Below are 19,329 nucleotides of genomic sequence, written 5' to 3'. Positions count from 1 at the left end.
CCGGCGCGGTGGCCAGCGCCGCAACGGGCACCCCCAAACCCGGTCGGCCGGTTACATGCTTGGCTCGAAGATCTCGAGGGTGCGGTATTCACCGTCCTCGATTACCCAGTGGGCAAAGGTGCCGCCGACATCCCCGTTGGCATCAAAGTCCACGCTGCCCGAGGCGCCCTGGTAGTTGATCGGCTCACCAGCTTCAAGCCGATCCACGGCCTCGGCAAATTCGCCCGGGCCGACGATCTCGCCATCCGGGTCGTTGATGGCCCGCAGATGATCACGGATTGCCGCCGGATCGGTGCTGTCAGCGGCCACCGCGGCCAGCGCAATGCTGTAGACGGCATCATAGGCGGTATCGATGTAAGGCACCGGCGGCACCTCGCCATAGGCCTGCTCGTAGGCGCTGCGGAAATGCTGCGCGGCATCGGTATCAGCGCGGGCTTCGGCGGCGGTGCCGAAACTGCCGTTGAGAAACTCCGCCCCCAGGTTCTCGACGATGACCGGCGACTTCATGCCATCGGTGAAGAAGAAGTCACTGAAGTACCCCCCCTCCAGCGCCTGACGCAGGATGGTCTGGCCGTTTTCGGGGTAGCCGATCAAAAGCAGTGGCGATTCACCGTCCGAGACCGCGCTGAGATCGCCGCGATACGAAGCCTGGCCCGGCTCGTAGCCGTTGCTGCCCACCACCGTGCCACCGGCGGCTTCGAAGGCATCGGCAAAGGCGTTGGCAAGCCCCTCACCGTAGTCGTTGTTAATATACAGGATCGCCGCGCTGTCGACGCCGTTTTCCACCGCCACCGAGGCCAGGGCCACACCCTGGAAGGCATCCGACGGCGTGGTGCGGAAGAGGAAGTCATTGTCGTCGAGATCGGTCATCACCGGCGAGGTCGAGGCGTTAGAGATCTGTGGTACGCCCTCCACCGACGAGACACTACTCGCCACCGGAATGGTGACGCCGCTGGACAACGCCCCGACGATAGCCGACACGCCCTGAACCGAGACCAGCCGCTGCGCGGCATCCACACCGGCCTGGGGTTCGGTCTGGGTATCGGAGACCTCGAGCACCACCGGCTCGCCCATGACCCCGCCGGCGTCGTTGATCTCGCTAATGGCAAGCTCAACGCCGTTACGCGAACTCTCGCCGTAGGCCTGTAAATCGCCGGTCATGGGCATGAGCGCGCCGACCTTGAGCTCGGCCTGGGCCGCGCCGGCGGCCATGAGCACAGACAGGGCGCCGGCGGCGCCCGCGAGTTTGCCGTTTGTCTTCATGTCCAACACTCCGCTGGATGGTTGTGGATTTTTGATCAGCTCGACCGAGAATACTCAGCCACGGACGCATTCGCAAAACACACCCAGGCATCCGCCCAAGGCATCCCCACCGTCAGGCGCGGGCCTGGTCGGCCGCTTCGGATTCCGCCGCCTCCAGCGAGGCTTCGGCCGCCATCCATTCGGCCTCGGCCGCATCCCGGGCCTGCCGCAGCTGGCCCTGTTCTTTTAAAAGCGCCTGGAGCCGGTCATTGCCCTCGTCCTGATAGAGCGCGGGGTCGGCGAGCTGGCCCTCAAGATCGGCAAGCGCCTGGTCAAGCCGCTCCAGCGCCTCGACGGCCTGATCCACCCGACGACGCGCCGGACGCAGCGCGGCCTTGGCATCGGCCACCGCCTGGCGTTGCGCCCGGCGCGCCTGACGACCGCGACCGGCCGCCGCCGGCGCCGGCGGAGGGGTCTCCACCGACGAGCCCGCCCGGGCCTGTCGGCGCTTCTGCCGCTCGTCCCGGGCCAGCCAGCGGCGATAGTCATCCAGATCCCCGTCAAACGGCGTCACTTGCCCATCCGCCACCAGCCAGTAATCGGCCACGGTGCTCTCGAGCAGGTACCGGTCGTGAGAGACCACCACCACAGCGCCCTCGAACCCCTGCAGGGCCAGGTTCAGCGCATGCCGCATTTCCAGATCCAGGTGGTTGGTGGGCTCGTCGAGCAGCAAGAGGTTGGGCGCCTGCCAGACCAGCATCGCCAGCACCAGACGCGCCTTCTCGCCGCCAGAGAACGGCGCCACCGGCGCCAGCGCCTGATCACCGTTGAAACCGAACCCGCCCAGAAAGTCGCGCAGGCGCTGCGGTTCGGCATCGGGACTGAGTCGCTGCAGATGGACCACGGGCGAGGCCTTGGCGTCCAGTTGCTCGAGCTGATGCTGGGCAAAATAGCCGACTTTGAGTTGCCTGGCCCGGCGGATCTGACCGGCAAGGGGTGCCAGGTCCCCGGACAATGCCTGGATGAGGGTCGATTTGCCCGCGCCATTGCGCCCCAGCAGCCCGACTCGATCACCGGGCGCCAACCCCAGCCGCAGTCCGGCAAGCACCGGCCGCTGTCGATAGCCCAGACCCACATCGTCGAGGTTGAGCAATGGGTTGCCTGCCCGTGGCGCCGGCGGAAACTCGAAGGTAAAGGGCGAGTCGACATGGGCCGGGGCCACCCGCTCCATGCGCTCGAGCGCCTTGATGCGGCTCTGGGCGGCACGGGCCTTGGTGGCCTTGGCCCGAAACCGGTTGATGAACGCCTCCATGTGCGCAATCTCGCGCTGCTGGCGCTCGTGCAGCGCCTGCTGCTGGGCCAGGCGCTCGCTGCGCTGACGCTCGAAGGCGGTGTAGTTGCCGCTGTAGCGGTTCAGGCGGCGATGCTCGATGTGCACGATCTCCTCGGCGACGTGATCGAGAAAATCCCGGTCGTGGGCGATCAGGATGAGGGTGCCCTGATAGGCCTGCAGCCACTGCTCAAGCCACAACACCGTCTCGAGATCCAGGTGGTTGGTGGGCTCGTCGAGTAGCAGCAGATCCGACGGCGCCATCAGTGCCCGGGCCAGGTTGAGCCGCACCCGCCAGCCGCCGGAGAACTCCCCGACCGGACGGTCGTGCTCGGTCGGCGCAAAGCCCAGACCATGCAAAAGCACACCCGCGCGGGCCCGGGCATCATAACCGCCGGCGTTTTCCAGCTCGACGTGGGCATGGGCGATCCGCTCGCCGGCGCCGCTCGCCTCGGCGGCCGCCACCTCGGCCTCGGCCCGGCGCAGCGCGGTATCGCCATCGAGCACAAAATCAATGGCCGACTCCGGCCGGGCCGGTGTCTCCTGCGCCATCCAGGCCACCCGCCAGTCGGCGGGCAACGAAACATCCCCCTCATCCACTCCCATCTCGCCGCGCAAAAGGGCGAAAAGCGTGCTCTTGCCGGTGCCATTGGCCCCTACCAGGCCCACCTTACTGCCGGCGTGGACGGTGAGCCGCGCGCCCTCGAGCAGCGGGTCGGGACCGCGACGCAGGGTGATGTTGTTCAGCTGGATCAATCCGGATACTCCCCGCAGCGCCAGCACTGCGCGAACTGCCCCTCAATCGTCTCGCCGCAGCCGCGACAGACCCAGGATTCGGCTGCCGCGCCGGTGGGCTCGAGGACTTCGTCGATAAGTCGCCGCGCTGCGGCGGCATCCTCGGCGTCCACCCAAATCTCCGGCCAGGCCTCCAGCGGCGGGATTTCGCCGGCACCACCGACCAGATGGCGATTACGGACATGGCAATGGATGCCGCGCTCGCTGAGGATGGATTCGAGATGACCGGCGATGAGCGGGTCCGCGACCGTCAAGACGCGCTCCAGATTGCCCTCTGTTTTATCCATCCCGCAAGGCTACACCTCGTCGCCGCCACGCGCGCCAGCCCAGAAAGACGGCCAGGAGCGCTGCATAGATCAATGGTTCGGTCCAGCGGTTGGCGCGAATCAGCCAGAAAAAATGCACCAGCCCCAGCACCGCCCCCGGATAGACCAGCCAGTGGAGCTGCCGCCAACGCTTACCCAGCCGCCGGATCCAGCCACGGGTCGAGGTCAGGGCAAGCGGCAGCATCAATAAAAGCCCACTCATGCCCACCAGAATGAACGGCCGTTTGGCGATATCCTCGATCATCGGCGCGAGGGCCAGTCCATGATCGAAAACGGCGAATACCGCAAAATGGCAGCTGGCGTAGAAAAACGCCCACAGCCCCACCTGCCGGCGCAGGCGCACCACCCAGACCGCGCCGGTCAACCAGCGGATCGGGGTCACAGCAAGGGTCGCCAGCAAGAATCGCAACGCCCAGATACCGGTGGTATCCAGCAGGGTCTCGACCGGATTGACGCCCAGCTCCCCCTGCACCAGGCCGACCGCCAGCATCATCGCCGGTAGCCCGGCCACGGCAAAGAGCCCGACGCGCAGCGCCCGCAGGCCGGCCGGCGAGGGCGTACGAGCCAGCGTCGCCGCGCCCATCACCGGCTGCCCGCCGCGCATCCGCCGTCAGTAATGCTTGCTGAGGTCCATGCCGGCGTAGAGATGGGCCACTTCCTCTTGATAGCCGTTGAACATGAGCGTGTCCTGTTTGAAGAACTCGCCGATGCGTCGCTCACGGGCCTGGCTCCAGCGCGGATGGTCGACGTTGGGATTGACGTTGGCATAGAAGCCGTACTCGTGGGGGGCGAGCTGGTTCCATGTCGCCTCGGGCTCGGTCTCCTGAAAATGGATGCGCACCACCGACTTGATGCTTTTGAACCCGTATTTCCAGGGCACCACCAAACGGATGGGCGCGCCGTTCTGCGACGGCATTTCCTTGCCATACAGCCCGGTGGCCAGCAGGGTGAGCGGATTCATGGCCTCGTCCATGCGCAGCCCCTCGGTGTAGGGCCAGTCGATACTGGCGAGAAAACCCATGCCCCGGGCCGCCTGAGCCGGAAACACCTGCGGGTCATAGCCGGTGTAGAACTTCACATATTTGGCCCGCGAGGTCGGGCGCGCCCGGCGGATGACCTCGGCCAGCGGGACGCCGGCCCACGGGATGACCATGGACCAGGCCTCGACACAGCGCAGTCGGTAGATCCGCTCTTCGACGGTGAGCCCACGCATAAAATCGTCAAAGCCGAACTCGCCGGTGTTCTCGGCCTCGCCACTGACGGTCACCGTCCAGGGCCGGTGCTCGAGTCGACCGGGGGCCAGGCGCATGGGGTCTTCCTTGCCCGAGCCGAACTCGTAGAAATTGTTGTAGGTGGTGATCTCTTCGTAGGTATTGGCCGGTGTGTCGGTGCTGAACTCGCTTGCCGGCAGCTCACCCAGTGGCTCTAGCGCTTCCATGGGTTTGGCGAGGCTCCAGCCCGGAGCCAGCAGGCTCCCCGCCGCGGCCAACGCCGAGGTGCGCAGAAAGCGTCGGCGGTCGCGGTAGATGGACTCCGGCGTGATCTCCGAAGGCAGCACATCGCTGGCGCGGCGTTTTTTGATCAGCATCAGACAAACCCCACTGGTGTTTCACGCTTCGAGCCCCGCACCTTCGCCGGAGTTCAGTCGCGAATCAAGCGCCGGTCATCCCAGCGCCCGTCGGGCGTTGCGAAAGAGCCGCAGCCAGGGGCCATCCTCGCCCCATTCCTCGGGGTGCCACGAATGCTGCACCGTGCGGAAGACCCGCTCGGGATGCGGCATCATGATGGTGATCCGGCCGTCGGCGTTGCAAAGCCCGGTCACCCCCAGGGGCGAGCCGTTGGGGTTGGCTGGATAGGCCTCGGCGGGTCGGTCGGCGGCATCGATATAGCGCAGGCCCACTTGCCCGGCATCGATGGCTTCCCGGGCCCCGGCATCGGTCGAAAAGACCGCCCGGCCTTCGCCGTGGGCCACCACAATGGGCAGTCTCGAGCCGGCCATGTCACCGAGCATCAGCGACTGCGAGGGGAGCACCTCGACCATCGCCAGTCGGGCCTCGTACTGCCGCGAGCGGTTGGCCTTGAAATCGGGCCATCGCTCGGTGCCGGGAATGATCCCGCGCAACGCCGACAACATCTGACAGCCATTGCAGACCCCCAGTGCCAGGGTATCCGGCCGGTCGAAGAAACCGGCAAAGGCATCGCGCAGTTGCGGGTTGAACCGGATCGTCCGCGCCCAACCCACACCGGCACCCAGGACATCTCCATACGAGAACCCGCCACAGGCCACCAGGGCCTGGCAGTCTTCGAGCCGGCCGGGGTCGGCCATCAGATCGGTGGTGTGGATATCCCGGGGCTCGAAACCGGCGCGCTCGAACGCCGCGGCCATCTCGATGTGGCTGTTCACCCCCTGTTCGCGCAGCACCGCCACCCGGGGACGGACCCTGGTATTGACCATAGCCGCCGCCGGATCCTCGCTCGGGTCAAAGCTGAGCACCGCCCGCAGCCCGGGGTCGTCGCGATCGGCCAACGCCTGGTGGGCCTCACCGGCACAGTCCGGATCATCCCGCCGCGACTGCATATGATAGCTGGTCTCGTGCCAGGCCTGTTCCAGCTCGCCCAAGGCCTTGTCGAGCACCACCGCGCCATGGTGGCGAATCACCAGATGCTCAGCGGCGATCGGCCGGCCCAGCCGGTACAACCGCTGCTCGAGCCCGGCGGCCTCAACGGCTGTCTGCACCGCCTCGAGTGCCTCATCGGCGACCTGCAGCACCACGCCCAGCTCTTCGGCAAAGGCGGCCGCCAGGGGATCGTCCGAGAGGGTGGATAAATCCACCGCTATCCCCTGACGCCCGGCAAATCCCATCTCGGCCAGCGTCACCGCCAACCCGCCGTCACTGACATCGTGCAAGGCCAGGATGCAATCATGGCCAAGCAGATGCTGGACGAGGTCAAAACCCGCCCGGAATGCCGCCGGGTCATCCAGATCCGGCGCCTTGTCACCGAGTTGCCCGTAGACCTGGGCGAGGGCCGAGCCGCCCAGACGGCGTCCCCCGCCAAGATCCAGCAACAGCAGTTGGCTGTCCGGCCGGGCCGCCAGCTGGGGCGTCACCGCCCGGCGGGCATCCGCCACCGGCGCGAAGGCCGAGACCACCAGCGTCAACGGCGCGGTGACCGTCCGTTGTTGATCGCCGGCCTGCCAGACGGTTTTCATCGAAAGCGAATCCTTGCCCACCGGGATGGCAATGCCAAGCGCCGGGCAGAGCGCCCGTCCCACCGCCTCGACGGTGTCATAAAGCCGCGCATCCTCACCGGGGTGCCCGCAGGCGGCCATCCAGTTGGCCGAGAGGTTCACCGCCGAGAGCCGGCCGACCGCCGCCCCCATCAGATTGGTCAGCGCCTCGCCAATGGCCATGCGCCCGGATGCCGGGGCATCCACCAGCGCCACCGGACTGCGCTCGCCCATGGCCATGGCCTCGCCCCGATAGCCGCTGTAGTCACCCAGGGTCAGGCCAAAATCCCCCACCGGGACCTGCCAGGGCCCCACCATCTGGTCGCGGGTGGTCAACCCGCCCACGGTGCGATCGGCAATGGTAATCAGAAAGCCTTTACTGGCCACAGTGGGCAGGCGCAGCAGCCGGTCCATGGCCTCGGCCAGGCTCACCCCGGCCAGATCCAGCGGCCGCAGGCTTGACCCGGCCCGGCGGACATCGCGCTGCATCCGCGGCGGCTTGCCCAGCAAAAGCGCCATGGGGATATCCACCGGGTTGTCCTCGTCCCGCGCATCGGCCAGTACCAGCTGCGGCGACTCGGTCGCCTCGCCGACCACGGCACAGGGGGCCCGCTCGCGCCGGCACAGGGCGCAGAACGTCTCGAGCCGGGCGCTGTCGAGGACCAGGACGTAGCGCTCCTGGGCCTCGTTGCACCAGATCTCGAGCGGTGAGAGCCCTGGCTCGGCGCAGGGGATGTCACGCAGATTCATGCGCCCGCCCCGACCGGCATCATCCAGAAGCTCCGGCAGGGCGTTGGAAAGCCCGCCGGCGCCGACATCATGGATGGCGATGATGGGGTTGTGCTCACCCAGACGCCAGCAGGCATCGATCACCTCCTGACAGCGACGCTCCATTTCGGGGTTACTGCGCTGCACCGAGGCAAAGTCCAGCGCCTCGTCACTCTGACCACTGGCCACCGACGAGGCGGCGCCACCACCCAGGCCGATCAGCATGGCCGGCCCGCCCAGGACCACCAGCGGCGAACCGGCCGGTGCCTTGCCCTTGTCGATTTGATGGCTGCGAATCGCCCCCATGCCGCCGGCGATCATCACCGGCTTGTGATAGCCGCGGATCGCCTCACCCTCGACATCGGGGACGGTCTGCTCGTAGGTGCGAAAATACCCGACCAGCTGCGGGCGGCCGAACTCGTTGCCGTAGCGGGCCGCCCCGATCGGGCCATCAAGCATGATTTCATAGGCCGAGGCCATCCGGTCGGGCCGCCCGTGGTCGACCTCCCAGGGCTGCTCGGCGCCCGGGATGCGCAGGTTCGAGACCGAAAAACCCGCCAGCCCGGCCTTGGTCCGTGCCCCGCGGCCGGTCGCGGCCTCATCGCGGATCTCGCCGCCCACGCCCGTTGCCGCGCCGGCAAAGGGCGAAATGGCCGTGGGGTGATTGTGGGTTTCGACTTTCATCACCAGGTGCGCGGGCTCATCGACGTGATGGTAGGCACCGTCGCGGTCCGGCCAGTAGCGATCGACACAGCCGGCCTCGATCACCGCCGCGTTGTCGCTGTAGGCCGAAAGCACCCCGTCGGGGCGCTCGCGATGGGTATGACGGATCATCGCGAAAAGCGAATGGGGCATGGGCTGCCCGTCGATCACCCAGTCGGCGTTAAAGATCTTGTGCCGGCAGTGCTCGGAGTTGGCCTGGGCGAACATCATCAGCTCGACATCGGTGGGATCGCGTTGCAGCGCCTGGTAGTTATCGAGCAGATAGTCGATTTCATCCGCGGACAAAGCCAGGCCCAGTTGGGCGTTGGCGCGATCGAGGGCGGCCCGGCCATCGCCGCTGAGATCGATCCGCTGCAGCGGCCGCGGCGACTGGGTGGCGAAAAGCGCCTCGGCGGCGGCCAGTTCGCCGAGTACCGATTCGGTCATCCGGTCATGCAAGGCATCGGCAAGCGCCCCGCCCGGGGCCAGGGCAAGCCCGTCGCCGGTGGCATCGCAGGCGCGATAGACCACCGCCCGCTCGACCCGCCGCACCCCATCAAGCCCGCATTGCCGGGCGATTTCGGTGGCCTTGCTGGCCCAGGGCGAGAGGGTACCAAGCCGTGGCGTGACAAAGACCTGGCCGCCGGCGGCTTCATCCAGGCCATCCGCCGGAGTCACCGGCCGGGCATCGAGCAGTGACTGGAGCTTCTGGTGGTGAGCATCATCCAGCGGTTGCGGGGCATCCACTAGATAGAGCGTGCGCACCCACAGCGTGTCGAGACGCGGTTCGGCCCCCCGGGCCCGTTCGACAAGACGCGGCTCCGCCACCGGCTGGGCGGGGGTATCGGCGAGCAGTACCCACATGACGGTCAGGGCTTGAGCTGTTCGGCCAGGACTGCCAGCACCTGGCGGGCCGCGCCGCGGGGCGCCGGATCGCCATTATCGGTCACGACCTGTACGCGCGAGCCCTTGCCGCGTTCGTCGATGCGCACCTGATAGGTCACCACCCCCGGGTCGGGTTCGCTGCGCCAGAACGCCAGGCCATCGAACAGATCGCCACTGTCGGCGGCAATTTCCGGTGCCACGCCGCTGTCATAACGGATGCGGTGGATGTGGGCCGACTCGTCCGAGTCGATCAGCGAAAACCCGCTGCGCTCCAGGGCCCGGCCGACCACGGCCCAGGCCGGCTGCCGGGGCAGCCCCAGATCCAGGGCCACGAACGACCCTGCCTCGGTCAGCCGCGAGGCGTCCGGCTGGCCATCGGCGCCGGTGGCGGTTGTCGAGAGCCGATCGATGGCCTCGGTCATATCCTCGTCCCGGGCCTCGGCGGTGGCAGTGGACAACACATCCGGCGGCGTGCGAAGCCGCTCGGCAAGACGCTCGGCCTCGGTGGGGGCACCCCCGATCCAGCTGCAGCCGCCAAGCAAGGCGACCAATCCGATCAGCGCCAGGCCCGTGGGCCAACGTCGAGACTGCAAACCGGTTGGCGTCACAGCGCATCCGCCAGTTTCAGCGCCTGACGTACCGTCTCGTGGTGCTGCTCAGAGAGCGGCGTCATGGGCAGCCGCATGCCGGGGCCGATCAGCCCCATCTCGGCCAGCGCCCACTTGACCGGGATCGGATTGGTCTCGAGAAAGAGCGCGTTGTGCAACGCCGCCAACCGGGCGTCCAGCGCCTCGGCCTCGGTGGCATCGCCCTGGAGCACGGCCAGACACATACGGTGCATGAGATCCGGGGCGACATTGGCGGTCACCGACACACAGCCCTTGGCACCAGCGTTCATCAGCGCCAGGTTGCGCGCATCCTCGCCGCAGTACACATCGATCCGGTCACCACAGCGCTCGATGACCTCTTCGGCCCGCTCCAGGCTGCCCGAGGCCTCTTTGATGCCGACGATATTGCTGATCTCGGCCAGCCGATCCACGGTCTCGGGCAGCAGATCACACCCGGTGCGCCCCGGCACGTTGTAGAGGATCTGCGGCATGGGCACCGCCTCGGCGATGTGGCTGAAATGCTGATAAAGCCCTTCCTGGGTGGGCTTGTTGTAGTACGGGGTCACCAGCAGCGCGGCGGCACAGCCGGCCTCCATCGCCACCCGGGTGAGCTGCTCGGCTTCCCAGGTCGAGTTGGCACCGCAGCCGCCCATCACGGTGATCCGGCCATCGGCGATCTCGACGGTACGGCGCATGACATGGGCATGCTCGTCATGATCCAGTGTCGCCGACTCACCGGTGGTGCCCACCGCGACAATGGCATCAGTGCCGTGGCTGACATGAAACTCGACCAGCCGCTCCAGGGCACGCTCATCCAGGGCGCCATCGTCCCGCATGGGGGTCACCATCGCGACCATACTGCCCTGAAACATCGCCTCATCCTTTCTCGGTGGATCAATGCGCGGATGGTAGCCCCGGACCCCCGGGCTGACAAGCGGATCATGGCCGCCGACATGATATCCTCACCGCCTTTGACAGGGGTGCGCAGGGACAGCATCGGGCAAAACCATGCAGACGAATCTTCTGGTTATTTCGGCCCTGGGCGATGATCGCCCGGGCATCATCGATGAGCTGGCCGGTTTGATCACCGAGTCGGGCTGCAGCATCGAGGACTCGCGCATGACCGTGCTGGGCGCCGATGTGGCCATGGTCATGATGGTGGAGGGGCGCTGGAACGAGCTGGCCAAGCTCGAAGCCGGGCTGCCCGCCGCCGGCCGGCGGCTCAATCTGCAGATCAACGCCAAGCGCACCACCACGGCGGTGCCCTCGGGCAATCGCCTGCCCTACACCGTCGAAGTGGTCTCGATCGACCACCCCGGTATCGTCCAGCACCTCGCCGGGTTTTTCTCGACGCGCGGGATCAACATCCGCGAGATGGCCACCACCACCTACACCACCGCCCATACCGGTACGCCGATGTTTCAGGTGCACATGACCGTCGATGTGGCGGCCAGCCAGCATATCGCCCGGTTGCGTGAGGAATTCATGGACCTCTGCGACCAACTCAACCTCGATGCCATCATCGAGCCGGCCAAACTCTAAGGAGCTTTGCGATGAGCGACATCCGCCTCGACGCCCCGGTCCCGGATTTTGAATGCCCCACCGACACCGCCGAGACCTGGCGGCTCGCTGACCACCGCGGGCGCTGGGTGGTGCTGTTTTTCTTCCCCAAGGCCAGTACCCCGGGCTGCACCGTCGAGGGCCAGGCGTTCCGCGACCTCGACCGGCGCTTTGCCGCACTCAACGCCCAGGTGGTGGGGATCTCGCGGGACGGCCCCAAAGCGTTGGCTAACTTCCGGGCCAAGCACGACTTCCCCTACCCGCTGCTCAGTGACAAGCAAGAGCAGGTCTGCAACCTGTTTGGCGTGATGAAGGACAAAGTCATGTTCGGCAAACCCGCCCGGGGGATCGAGCGAAGTACCTTTGTCATCGACCCGGAGGGGGTGCTGCGAGCGGAATGGCGCAAAGTGGCCGTGGACGGCCACGCCGAGGCGGTGCTTGAGGCCCTGCAGGCCAAGCAGGCCGGCTGAGCCATGCGTCGGGCCTGTCTGCTCGATACCTCGGTCCTGCTGCATGACCCGGCGGCGCTTTTCCGCTTTGCCGAGCAGGACATCTACCTGCCGCTCGCGGTGCTCCACGGCCTGGATGCCGCCCGCCACGGCAACAGCGAGGAAGCCCGTAACGCGCTGCAGGCCGCGCGCTTTCTCGACGAGCGTCTGGCCGGCGTGGACCCGGCCTCGCTCGATCGCGGACTGCCGCTCGGCGACGGCCTGGGCCGGCTGTATTTTCTCGACGAGGCGCAGACAACCCGACCACCCAGCGCCGAGGCCCGTAACACCGCGGTTCTGGCCGCCGCCCGGCAGCTGGTGCACACCCACCCCGATGTGCGGGTCACCCTGGTGGCCCGGGATATCAACCTGCGAATCCAGGCACGGGTACTCGGCCTGGCAGCCATCGACCATCAGGGCGAAGGCCCCGTGGACGACCCGGATCTGCTGCCCTCGGGCGTGGTCACGCTGCCCCCGGATACCGAGCCACAGGCCTACTGCGACAGCCAACAGCCGGCGCCACCGGTGAACAGCTTTGTCGTCGATGCGACCCGCAGCTGGCGGGTGGTCGGCGAGCGGCTGGGCGAGCACCGGCTGGTGCCGGTCGCCGACCGAAGCGCCGATGGCGAATCGGTCTGGGGCATTCATCCGCGCAACCGGCAGCAGAACCTGGCCCTGGAGTTGCTGATGGACCCGGAGGTCGACATCGTTACCCTGCTGGGCCCGGCGGGCACCGGTAAGACGCTGCTGACCCTGGCGGCCGGCCTGGCCCAGACGCTGGAGACACAGCGCTACGAAGAGATCCTCATGACCCGGGCGACGGTGGCCATCGGCGAGGACATCGGCTATCTACCCGGCACCGAGGAGGAGAAGATGACGCCCTGGATGGGCGCGCTGATGGATAACCTCGAGATCCTGGCCGCGCCGGGCGGCGGCAGCGGCTCGGCGGGCAGCAGCCGATGGGGTCAGGCGGCCAGCCAGGATCTGCTGCAAAGCCGCATCCGGGTGCGCTCGCTGAACTTCATGCGCGGCCGCACCCTGCTCAACCGCTTCATGGTGCTGGATGAGGCGCAGAATCTCACACCGCAGCAGATGCGCACCCTCATCACCCGAGCCGGGCCGGGCACCAAGATCGTCTGCCTGGGCAACCTCGGCCAGATCGACACCCCGCTACTCACCCCGAGCACCTCGGGGCTGACCTATCTGATCCGGCGCTTTGCCGACTGGCCCCATGGCGGCCACCTGACCCTCACCCGCGGCGAGCGCTCGCGTCTCGCCGCCCATGCCAGCGACGTGCTCTAGCCGGTCGGCGCCTGAGGATCGGCGCCTGCGGGCGTTTCGTCCGCCGTGGCCCGAGGCCAGGCATTCATCACCGCCTGGATGACAGTTGCCAGGGGGATGGCAAAAAATACCCCCCAGAACCCCCAGATCCCGCCAAAGACCAGGATGGCGATGATAATGGCCACCGGGTGTAGGTTGACTGCCTCGGAGAACAGCAGCGGCACCAGCACATTGGCATCAATGGCCTGGATGATGGCGTAGGCGATCAACACCCACATGAACTCACTGCTGGCGCCAAACTGAAAGTACGCCACAATGGCAATCGGCAGGGTCACCACAATGGCCCCGACATAGGGGATGATGACCGACAGCCCGACCAGCAGGGCGAGCAGCATGGCAAAGTCGAGGCCCAGAAAAAGGAAGGTCAGATAGCTGCCGAACCAGAGGATGGCCACCTCGACGAACTTGCCACGGACATAGTTGCCGATCTGCAGATCCACCTCGTGCCAGACCGATATGGCCAGGCCGTGGTGACGCGGAAGAAAGCGCCCCATCCAGCTCAAAATCTTGCCCTTGTCCCAGAGAAAGAAAAAGATCAGCACCGGCAGCAGGATGGTGTAGACCACCAGGGTGATGACGCTGACCACCGAGGCAAACGAAAACGACGCCGCAATCGAGCGGGCATAGGCGATCGCCTCGCGGCGGATGGTATCGAGCAGCGCCGCGACCTGATCGGCCGAGAAGTACTCGGGATAGAGTTCGGGCAACTGCAGCACCGCCGCCTGGCCCTGCTCGAGCATCGCCGGCAGACTCTCGACAAGCTGCACGACCTGATTGACCACCGTCGGCAGCAGCGCCAGAAACACCGCCCCGAGGACCACTAGAAAGAGCAGGAACACCCCCAGCACCGCCCAGCGCCGACCGACGCCATGACGGGTCAACACCCGCACCACCCCCTCGAGCAGATAGGCAAGCACGATCGAGGCGAACACCGGCACCAGCATGCTGCCCAGCAGGGTGACCACCGCCACGGCGGCGATGAGCAGCAACGCCAGGCTAACCACCTGGGGATCGCTCAGGTGGCGATGGATCCAGTCTCTGACGGTGTACATGGGTGTCGACACGATAACCTCCGGTTGCGGGGTATACTTTTGCACAATCCCGGCCGGCAGGGGAACGTGGGCGACCCGCTCGGGTCTGAGACGATGCCCCCGCCGCCGATCCCGACCACCACAACGGTTTGCCTGATGCCCAGACACTCGCCCGCCGCGCCGCCCCTGTCACCGCCACGACGCCCAATGGCGCCGGGGTGGATCGTGCTGGTGGCCATTCTGGCGTTTGCCCACGGCAGCGCCGCCGCCCTGGATCTGTCGCTGCCAGAGCTCGGCGACCCGGCCGCTCGGGTGCTCTCGAGCCAGGAAGAAGCCCGCATCGGCCAGCAGATGATGCGCGAAATCCGCCGCGAGGTCGCGCTTGTCGACGACCCGGCAATCAACGCCTATGTGCGCGATCTTGGCACCCGCATCGCCACCGCCACCGACATGCCGGGGGCGGCATACCGGTTTTTCGTGGTCGATGACCCGCGCATCAATGCCTTTGCCATGCCCGGCGGCTATGTAGGGGTCCACAGCGGGCTGATCACCGCCTCGCGCAATGAAAGCGAGCTGGGCGCGGTGATCGCCCACGAGCTCGCCCACGTCACCCAGCGGCATATCGCCCGGCGCGTGGCGGCCACCCAGGGGGTGAACCTGCGCACCACGGCGCTGGTGCTCGCCGGGCTGCTGATCGGCTCGCAAAACCCCCAGGCGGGCATGGCCGCCGCCACCTCGGGGATGGCGAGCGGCATCGACAGCCAGTTGGCCTACTCACGGGACCATGAGCGCGAAGCCGATCGGGTGGGGATGCGCATCCTCGCCCGGGCCGACCTCAACCCCCAGGGCATGCCGGATTTCTTTCAGGTGCTAATGGACGACAGCCGCTATCGCAGCCAGCCCCCGGCCTTTCTCAGCACCCATCCGCTGACCGAGGCCCGCATCGCCGATGCCCGGGCCATCGCCCGCTCCATTGCCCCTAGCGAGATCTTCGAAAGCCCGGATCACGCCTTCATCCGCGCCCGGGCCCGGGTGCTGTCGGCCGAGAATCCCGACGAGGCCGTCGAGGCCTTCGCCGCCCGCGTGCAATCACAACCCGATCGGGGCAACCGCTACGGGCTCGCCTATGCGCGGATCCGCGCCGGCGATGTGGACCGGGCCCGGCGTCTGCTCGACACCCTGGCCTCGGAACAACCCGAACATGCCCTGCTGGTGCTTGCCCGGGCCGAGGCGGCCATGGCAGACAACGCCCCCGAGGCGGCACTGGCCGAGTTGAACCGCGGCCTGAGCCTTTTTCCGGACCACCCGGCGTTGACCCTCACCCGGGTCGAGGTGCATCTGCAAAGCGGCCGACCGGACAAGGCCCTCGCCATTACCCGCACCCTCAGCCATCAACAGCCCAATGCCCCCGAGGTTTGGTCGTTGCACGCCCGAGCGGCAAGCGCCGCCGGCGATGATGACGAATCGGCGCTCGCCATGGCCCAGTACTACGCGGTGCAGGGGGATACCCAGGCGGGGCTCTCGCAGCTCAAGCGGCTTGATCCGGCCACCGCCACGCCCAACCAGATGGCCCGTGCCCGGGCGCTGCGCGAGCGCTGGGAGTCACGCATCGCACCCGATGGCTGAACCCGGCCCCGACGCCGGTGTAGCATGTCATCCGTCGGGGGGAGGACTGAATGGCCGGGCCAGACGATCACAGGAATGCGCACAACGGCAGCGACTGGACCGATCCGCTGGGGGTTGGCCGGCTACTGCTGCGCAGCGCCGAGGCAATGGAATCGGCCCGCAGCCCGGCCGAGGCCATCAATCGCCTGGTAGCGGCCATCGACGCCGAGCGCGCCGCGCAGGCCGAACGCGGCAACAGTCTGGATGCGTTGCTCAAACACTGGGCGGATACCCTGCGGATGATCGGCCCGGTGCTGCCGGATACCGATATCGGCGACATCCCGGCCCTGGGCCCGTATCCGCGGCGGCAGACCCTGCTGCGGTCGCTGGCCGAGCGCAGTGACATCTATCAAAAGGCCCTCGCCACGCATCTCGAGGGCCTGACCGATCTGACCGAGTCCTGCCTCGCCGCCTTTCGCGAGGCGCTGATCCAGCGCTACGGCGAGGATCTAGGGGCCAGTACCGCCGAGCCCGGGGCATTGATCCAGTGCTGGAACGAGACGGCCGAGCCGCGATACGAGGCCTGGCTCGCTCGGGCGCAGACCCAGGATCGCATCGCCGCGCTGGTGAACGCCTGGAGCCATCTGGTGGAGACCCTGAAGGCCCTCGCCGATGAGACGCTGGAGAGCCTGGGGCTGCCCTCAAGCCGCGGAATGGAGGACATCAGCGCCGAACTGCAGCGTCAGCGCCGTCGACATCGGCGGGATATCGCCGCGCTGCGTGCCGAAATCGAGGCCCTGAAAGCCGGCCAGGATCATCCATCGTGACCCGGCCGACCGACACCCCCGGTGCCGCCCCGGAGCTGCAGCGGGCCCTGGCCCGGGCCGCACGGCTGGATGGCGCCAACCAGCCGGTCACGCCTGCCGAGCCGGTCACCGAGACCGACAACGCCACGCTGTATCGCTATGGCCATGGCGACAGGCCACCGCTGCTGATCATCTACTCGCTGGTCAACCGACCCGCCATCCTCGATCTCAGTTCGCAGCGCTCGGTGGTCCGGCGTCTGGTCGACGGCGGGCTGTGCGTCTATCTGCTCGCCTGGCATCCGCCGGGGGCGGCCCGGCGTTATCTGAGGCTGGCCGACTACATCCTGGGCGATATTGCCGAGGCGGTGGCCTGGATCGGCAACGCCCATGATCAATCACCCCACCTGCTCGGGGTATGCCAGGGCGGTGTGCTGGCGCTCTGCCATGCCGCCCTTCAGCCCTGTCGCAGCCTCACCACGCTGGCGACGCCGGTGGATACCGGCACCGACGGCGATCAGCTGGCCGCACTGGCTCGGGCCATCGATTTCGATGCCCTGGTCCAGGCCACCGGCAACCCGTCGGGCCAGGGCATGGCGGCCGTTTTTGCCAGCCTCAAGCCCTTTGCCCTAGGTCCGCAGCGTTATGGCGGGCTGACCGCCCTGGCCGATGCGGACGCGGCCGCGGTGGAGGCGTTCATGCGCATGGAGCGGTGGATGTATGACGGCCCGGATCTGGCCGGCCAGGCCTTTGCCGAATTTGCCCGGGCCATCTACCAGGACAATGCCCTGGTGGAGGGCGGGCTGATGCTGGATGGGCAGCCTGTGAGGCTCGATCGGATCGGCTGTCCGGTCTTCAACGCGCTGGCCGAGGACGACCACCTGGTCCCGCCGGCCGCCGCCGCGGCACTCGAGCGGCATGTCACCGGACGGTGCACCACCACCACCCTGCCGGGCGGTCACCTGGGGTTGTTCATCAGTGCCGAGGCCCATCGGCGGCTCTATCCGGCGTTACTGGACTGGCTGCAGACCCTTTAAACAACCGCGCCGCCGTGTCGCAGCGCATCACAAGAAGGGCTTGCGTCCGACATAAGGTCACATTAACGTCATCTATCACAACGATAGAGCGCCAAGAGGAGGAGCGGGTCCACCGGCCGCGCCACCGGCACGTCCTGACAGGTGATGACCCACAGACAAAGCACCCCGCGCATGAGGGTGCACTTCTACGGGAGACCTGGTCTCCCCTTTTTTCGCCACGGGATGCTGCGCTGCAGCACCCCGGCGATGATCAGAAGCTGCAGAAAAGCGCGCCGTTCACCGGCAGGTTGGCGCCGTTGATGTAGCCGGCCTCATCCGCACAGAGAAAGCGCACTGCCCGGGCGATGTCGGCGGGCTCGCCCATGTCGCCGGCCGGGATCTGGCCGACAATCGCCTCACGCACCTTATCGGGCATGGCCGCGGTCATGCTGGTTTTGACATACCCCGGCGAGACCGTATTCGCCGTCACGCCCTTAGGTGCCCCCTCCTTGGCGAGCGCCATGGTAAAGCCGTGGAGTCCGGCCTTGGCGGCGGAGTAGTTGGTCTGGCCAAACTGGCCGGTCTGGCCGTTGACCGACGAGATATTCACCACGCGGCCGAAGCCCCGCTCACGCATGCCGGCCACGAACTGCCGGGTGACGTTGAACGCCCCGGAGAGGTTGATATCAATCACCGAGCGCCACTGCTCGTTTTCCATTTTGTGCAAAAACCCGTCGCGGGTGATGCCGGCGACGTTGACCAGGATATCCACCTCGCCAAAACGCTTGCGTACATCCTCGGCCATGGCCTCGCAGGCGCTGTAGTCGGCCACGTTGCAGACCACCCAGTCCGCTTCGATGCCTTCATCGCGGAGATTCTGCGCCCACTGCTCGATGTTCTCCTGCTCGGGGTCGAGGCAGGTCGTGACGATGCGACGCCCCTGGGCGGCCAGTTGTCGGCAGATCTCTGTGCCGATTCCACCCTCGCCGCCGGTTACCAGTGCCAGTCGCTGCGTCATCTTTGCCTCCCGGATTTGTGCGTCGCAACAAGTTATGTTGCGCAGCATCATAGGGAGGCGTCATGACCCCTGTCAACGCAGCGGATCAGTCCTTTTGATCGTCCGAGGCATCCTTCGATCGATCGCGGGCGCTGCCCTGATCGGGTTTGAAGCTGTCCATGGCCTGCTGCCACATGCTCAGATTCTGCTCGGCAATCTGCGAGAGCACCTGGACCGGATTACTGACATCCATGAACGAGCGGGCCCGATCGCGCAGCTCACGCTGCTGATCGGCCCACAGCTCCATGGACTTCTCCAGATAGGTGGTCAAAAGCGTCTGCATGTTGCCGCCATAGGCGCGGATGATCTGCGCGAGCAACGCGCTCGAGAAGATCGGCTCGCCGCCTTCCTCCTCTTCGCTGATGATCTGCAACAGAATGGTCCGGGTGAGGTCCTCACCGGATTTGGCATCGTTGACCTGAAACTCCACGCCGTCGAGCACCAGCGCCTTGACGTCCTCGAGCGTGACGTAGCTGCTGATGGCCGTGTCATACAGCCGCCGATTGGGATACTTTTTGATCAGTCGCATTTCGGCCATCAGTC

At 66.8% G+C, this 19,329-nt stretch carries 17 protein-coding genes; 6 read left to right on the top strand and 11 right to left on the bottom strand.

The annotated features are described in order from the left end of the window. Positions 1-51: 51 nt before the first annotated feature. The 8 genes from V6X73_RS03715 to dapA all read right to left on the bottom strand — a co-directional run bounded on the left by V6X73_RS03715 (position 52) and on the right by dapA (position 10,757). Positions 52-1,263: an ABC transporter substrate-binding protein gene (locus V6X73_RS03715; RefSeq protein WP_367958946.1), complete on the bottom strand. Its 1,212-nt coding sequence runs from the start codon at positions 1,261-1,263 to the stop codon at positions 52-54. Between the two features lie 112 nt (positions 1,264-1,375). Further along, complete coding sequence (locus V6X73_RS03710) at positions 1,376-3,328, bottom strand: ABC-F family ATP-binding cassette domain-containing protein (RefSeq protein WP_367958947.1); 1,953 nt, start codon at positions 3,326-3,328, stop codon at positions 1,376-1,378. Then, a complete protein-coding gene (locus V6X73_RS03705) occupies positions 3,325-3,654 on the bottom strand; it encodes a putative signal transducing protein (protein WP_367958948.1) in 330 nt (109 codons plus the stop codon). Before V6X73_RS03705 ends, V6X73_RS03710 begins: the two co-directional genes overlap by 4 nt. After that, complete coding sequence (locus tag V6X73_RS03700; protein ID WP_367958949.1) at positions 3,647-4,297, bottom strand: protein-methionine-sulfoxide reductase heme-binding subunit MsrQ; 651 nt, start codon at positions 4,295-4,297, stop codon at positions 3,647-3,649. Before V6X73_RS03700 ends, V6X73_RS03705 begins: the two co-directional genes overlap by 8 nt. A gap of 6 nt (positions 4,298-4,303) precedes the next feature. Continuing rightward, positions 4,304-5,281 carry a protein-methionine-sulfoxide reductase catalytic subunit MsrP gene (msrP, locus tag V6X73_RS03695; RefSeq protein ID WP_367958950.1) on the bottom strand — a complete coding sequence of 326 codons (978 nt, stop codon included), beginning with the start codon at positions 5,279-5,281 and terminating at the stop codon, positions 4,304-4,306. A gap of 75 nt (positions 5,282-5,356) precedes the next feature. Next, a complete protein-coding gene (gene purL / locus V6X73_RS03690) occupies positions 5,357-9,256 on the bottom strand; it encodes a phosphoribosylformylglycinamidine synthase (protein WP_367958951.1) in 3,900 nt (1,299 codons plus the stop codon). 5 nt (positions 9,257-9,261) lie between these two features. Next, on the bottom strand, positions 9,262-9,885 hold the full coding sequence (locus V6X73_RS03685) for a hypothetical protein (RefSeq protein WP_367981393.1): 624 nt from the start codon (positions 9,883-9,885) through the stop codon (positions 9,262-9,264). Further along, positions 9,882-10,757, bottom strand: a complete 876-nt coding sequence (gene dapA, locus V6X73_RS03680; RefSeq protein WP_367958953.1) for a 4-hydroxy-tetrahydrodipicolinate synthase — start codon at positions 10,755-10,757, stop codon at positions 9,882-9,884. The genes V6X73_RS03685 and dapA overlap by 4 nt, the downstream gene beginning before the upstream one ends. Before the next feature lie 136 nt (positions 10,758-10,893). On the opposite strand from dapA, the gene V6X73_RS03675 reads away from it, so the two are divergent. From V6X73_RS03675 to V6X73_RS03665, 3 genes are read left to right on the top strand one after another with little or no spacing between them, the layout of a single operon-like run. Next, a complete protein-coding gene (locus tag V6X73_RS03675; RefSeq protein ID WP_367958955.1) occupies positions 10,894-11,427 on the top strand; it encodes a glycine cleavage system protein R in 534 nt (177 codons plus the stop codon). 11 nt (positions 11,428-11,438) lie between these two features. After that, positions 11,439-11,915 carry a peroxiredoxin gene (locus tag V6X73_RS03670; RefSeq protein ID WP_367958956.1) on the top strand — a complete coding sequence of 159 codons (477 nt, stop codon included), beginning with the start codon at positions 11,439-11,441 and terminating at the stop codon, positions 11,913-11,915. A 3-nt stretch (positions 11,916-11,918) separates the two neighbouring features. Continuing rightward, positions 11,919-13,235, top strand: a complete 1,317-nt coding sequence (locus tag V6X73_RS03665; protein WP_367958957.1) for a PhoH family protein — start codon at positions 11,919-11,921, stop codon at positions 13,233-13,235. Here V6X73_RS03665 and V6X73_RS03660 read toward each other — a convergent pair. After that, positions 13,232-14,338 carry an AI-2E family transporter gene (locus V6X73_RS03660; protein ID WP_367958958.1) on the bottom strand — a complete coding sequence of 369 codons (1,107 nt, stop codon included), beginning with the start codon at positions 14,336-14,338 and terminating at the stop codon, positions 13,232-13,234. The two genes, V6X73_RS03665 and V6X73_RS03660, sit on opposite strands and share 4 nt — an antisense overlap. A gap of 174 nt (positions 14,339-14,512) precedes the next feature. Between V6X73_RS03660 and V6X73_RS03655 the strand changes: the two genes are divergently transcribed. Genes V6X73_RS03655 through V6X73_RS03645 form a run of 3 tightly spaced genes read left to right on the top strand, consistent with a single transcriptional unit; the run spans position 14,513 to position 17,750 of the window. Next, positions 14,513-15,931 carry a M48 family metalloprotease gene (locus V6X73_RS03655; protein ID WP_367958959.1) on the top strand — a complete coding sequence of 473 codons (1,419 nt, stop codon included), beginning with the start codon at positions 14,513-14,515 and terminating at the stop codon, positions 15,929-15,931. Positions 15,932-15,981: 50 nt separating this feature from the next. Continuing rightward, positions 15,982-16,737: a poly(R)-hydroxyalkanoic acid synthase subunit PhaE gene (locus V6X73_RS03650; RefSeq protein ID WP_367958960.1), complete on the top strand. Its 756-nt coding sequence runs from the start codon at positions 15,982-15,984 to the stop codon at positions 16,735-16,737. Beyond that, a complete protein-coding gene (locus V6X73_RS03645) occupies positions 16,734-17,750 on the top strand; it encodes an alpha/beta fold hydrolase (RefSeq protein WP_367958962.1) in 1,017 nt (338 codons plus the stop codon). Before V6X73_RS03650 ends, V6X73_RS03645 begins: the two co-directional genes overlap by 4 nt. Positions 17,751-18,000: 250 nt before the next feature. Here the strand turns inward: V6X73_RS03645 and phbB are convergent, their stop codons facing one another. Together phbB and phaR are read right to left on the bottom strand one after the other, a co-directional pair. Beyond that, positions 18,001-18,747, bottom strand: coding sequence for an acetoacetyl-CoA reductase (gene phbB, locus V6X73_RS03640; protein WP_367958963.1), 747 nt, complete (start codon positions 18,745-18,747; stop codon positions 18,001-18,003). A gap of 85 nt (positions 18,748-18,832) precedes the next feature. Beyond that, a complete protein-coding gene (gene phaR / locus V6X73_RS03635) occupies positions 18,833-19,324 on the bottom strand; it encodes a polyhydroxyalkanoate synthesis repressor PhaR (protein ID WP_367958964.1) in 492 nt (163 codons plus the stop codon). Between the last annotated feature and the right edge of the window lie 5 nt (positions 19,325-19,329).

The organism is Spiribacter pallidus (assembly GCF_040838495.1).
Taxonomy (GTDB): domain Bacteria; phylum Pseudomonadota; class Gammaproteobacteria; order Nitrococcales; family Nitrococcaceae; genus Spiribacter; species Spiribacter pallidus.
Note: the sequence above shows the minus strand (reverse complement) of the source record. Positions and strands in the feature narration are given on the sequence as shown.

What these genes read in the sequence shown, in the direction of transcription:
- V6X73_RS03655 (WP_367958959.1), top strand. Translation starts at nt 14,513, where the DNA reads ATGGCGCCGGGGTGGATCGTGCTGGTGGCCATTCTGGCGTTTGCCCAC.
- V6X73_RS03700 (WP_367958949.1), bottom strand. Translation starts at nt 4,297, where the DNA reads ATGCGCGGCGGGCAGCCGGTGATGGGCGCGGCGACGCTGGCTCGTACG.
- V6X73_RS03665 (WP_367958957.1), top strand. Translation starts at nt 11,919, where the DNA reads ATGCGTCGGGCCTGTCTGCTCGATACCTCGGTCCTGCTGCATGACCCG.
- V6X73_RS03670 (WP_367958956.1), top strand. Translation starts at nt 11,439, where the DNA reads ATGAGCGACATCCGCCTCGACGCCCCGGTCCCGGATTTTGAATGCCCC.
- phbB (WP_367958963.1), bottom strand. Translation starts at nt 18,747, where the DNA reads ATGACGCAGCGACTGGCACTGGTAACCGGCGGCGAGGGTGGAATCGGC.
- V6X73_RS03675 (WP_367958955.1), top strand. Translation starts at nt 10,894, where the DNA reads ATGCAGACGAATCTTCTGGTTATTTCGGCCCTGGGCGATGATCGCCCG.
- phaR (WP_367958964.1), bottom strand. Translation starts at nt 19,324, where the DNA reads ATGGCCGAAATGCGACTGATCAAAAAGTATCCCAATCGGCGGCTGTAT.
- dapA (WP_367958953.1), bottom strand. Translation starts at nt 10,757, where the DNA reads ATGTTTCAGGGCAGTATGGTCGCGATGGTGACCCCCATGCGGGACGAT.
- V6X73_RS03650 (WP_367958960.1), top strand. Translation starts at nt 15,982, where the DNA reads ATGGCCGGGCCAGACGATCACAGGAATGCGCACAACGGCAGCGACTGG.
- purL (WP_367958951.1), bottom strand. Translation starts at nt 9,256, where the DNA reads ATGTGGGTACTGCTCGCCGATACCCCCGCCCAGCCGGTGGCGGAGCCG.
- msrP (WP_367958950.1), bottom strand. Translation starts at nt 5,281, where the DNA reads ATGCTGATCAAAAAACGCCGCGCCAGCGATGTGCTGCCTTCGGAGATC.
- V6X73_RS03705 (WP_367958948.1), bottom strand. Translation starts at nt 3,654, where the DNA reads ATGGATAAAACAGAGGGCAATCTGGAGCGCGTCTTGACGGTCGCGGAC.
- V6X73_RS03715 (WP_367958946.1), bottom strand. Translation starts at nt 1,263, where the DNA reads ATGAAGACAAACGGCAAACTCGCGGGCGCCGCCGGCGCCCTGTCTGTG.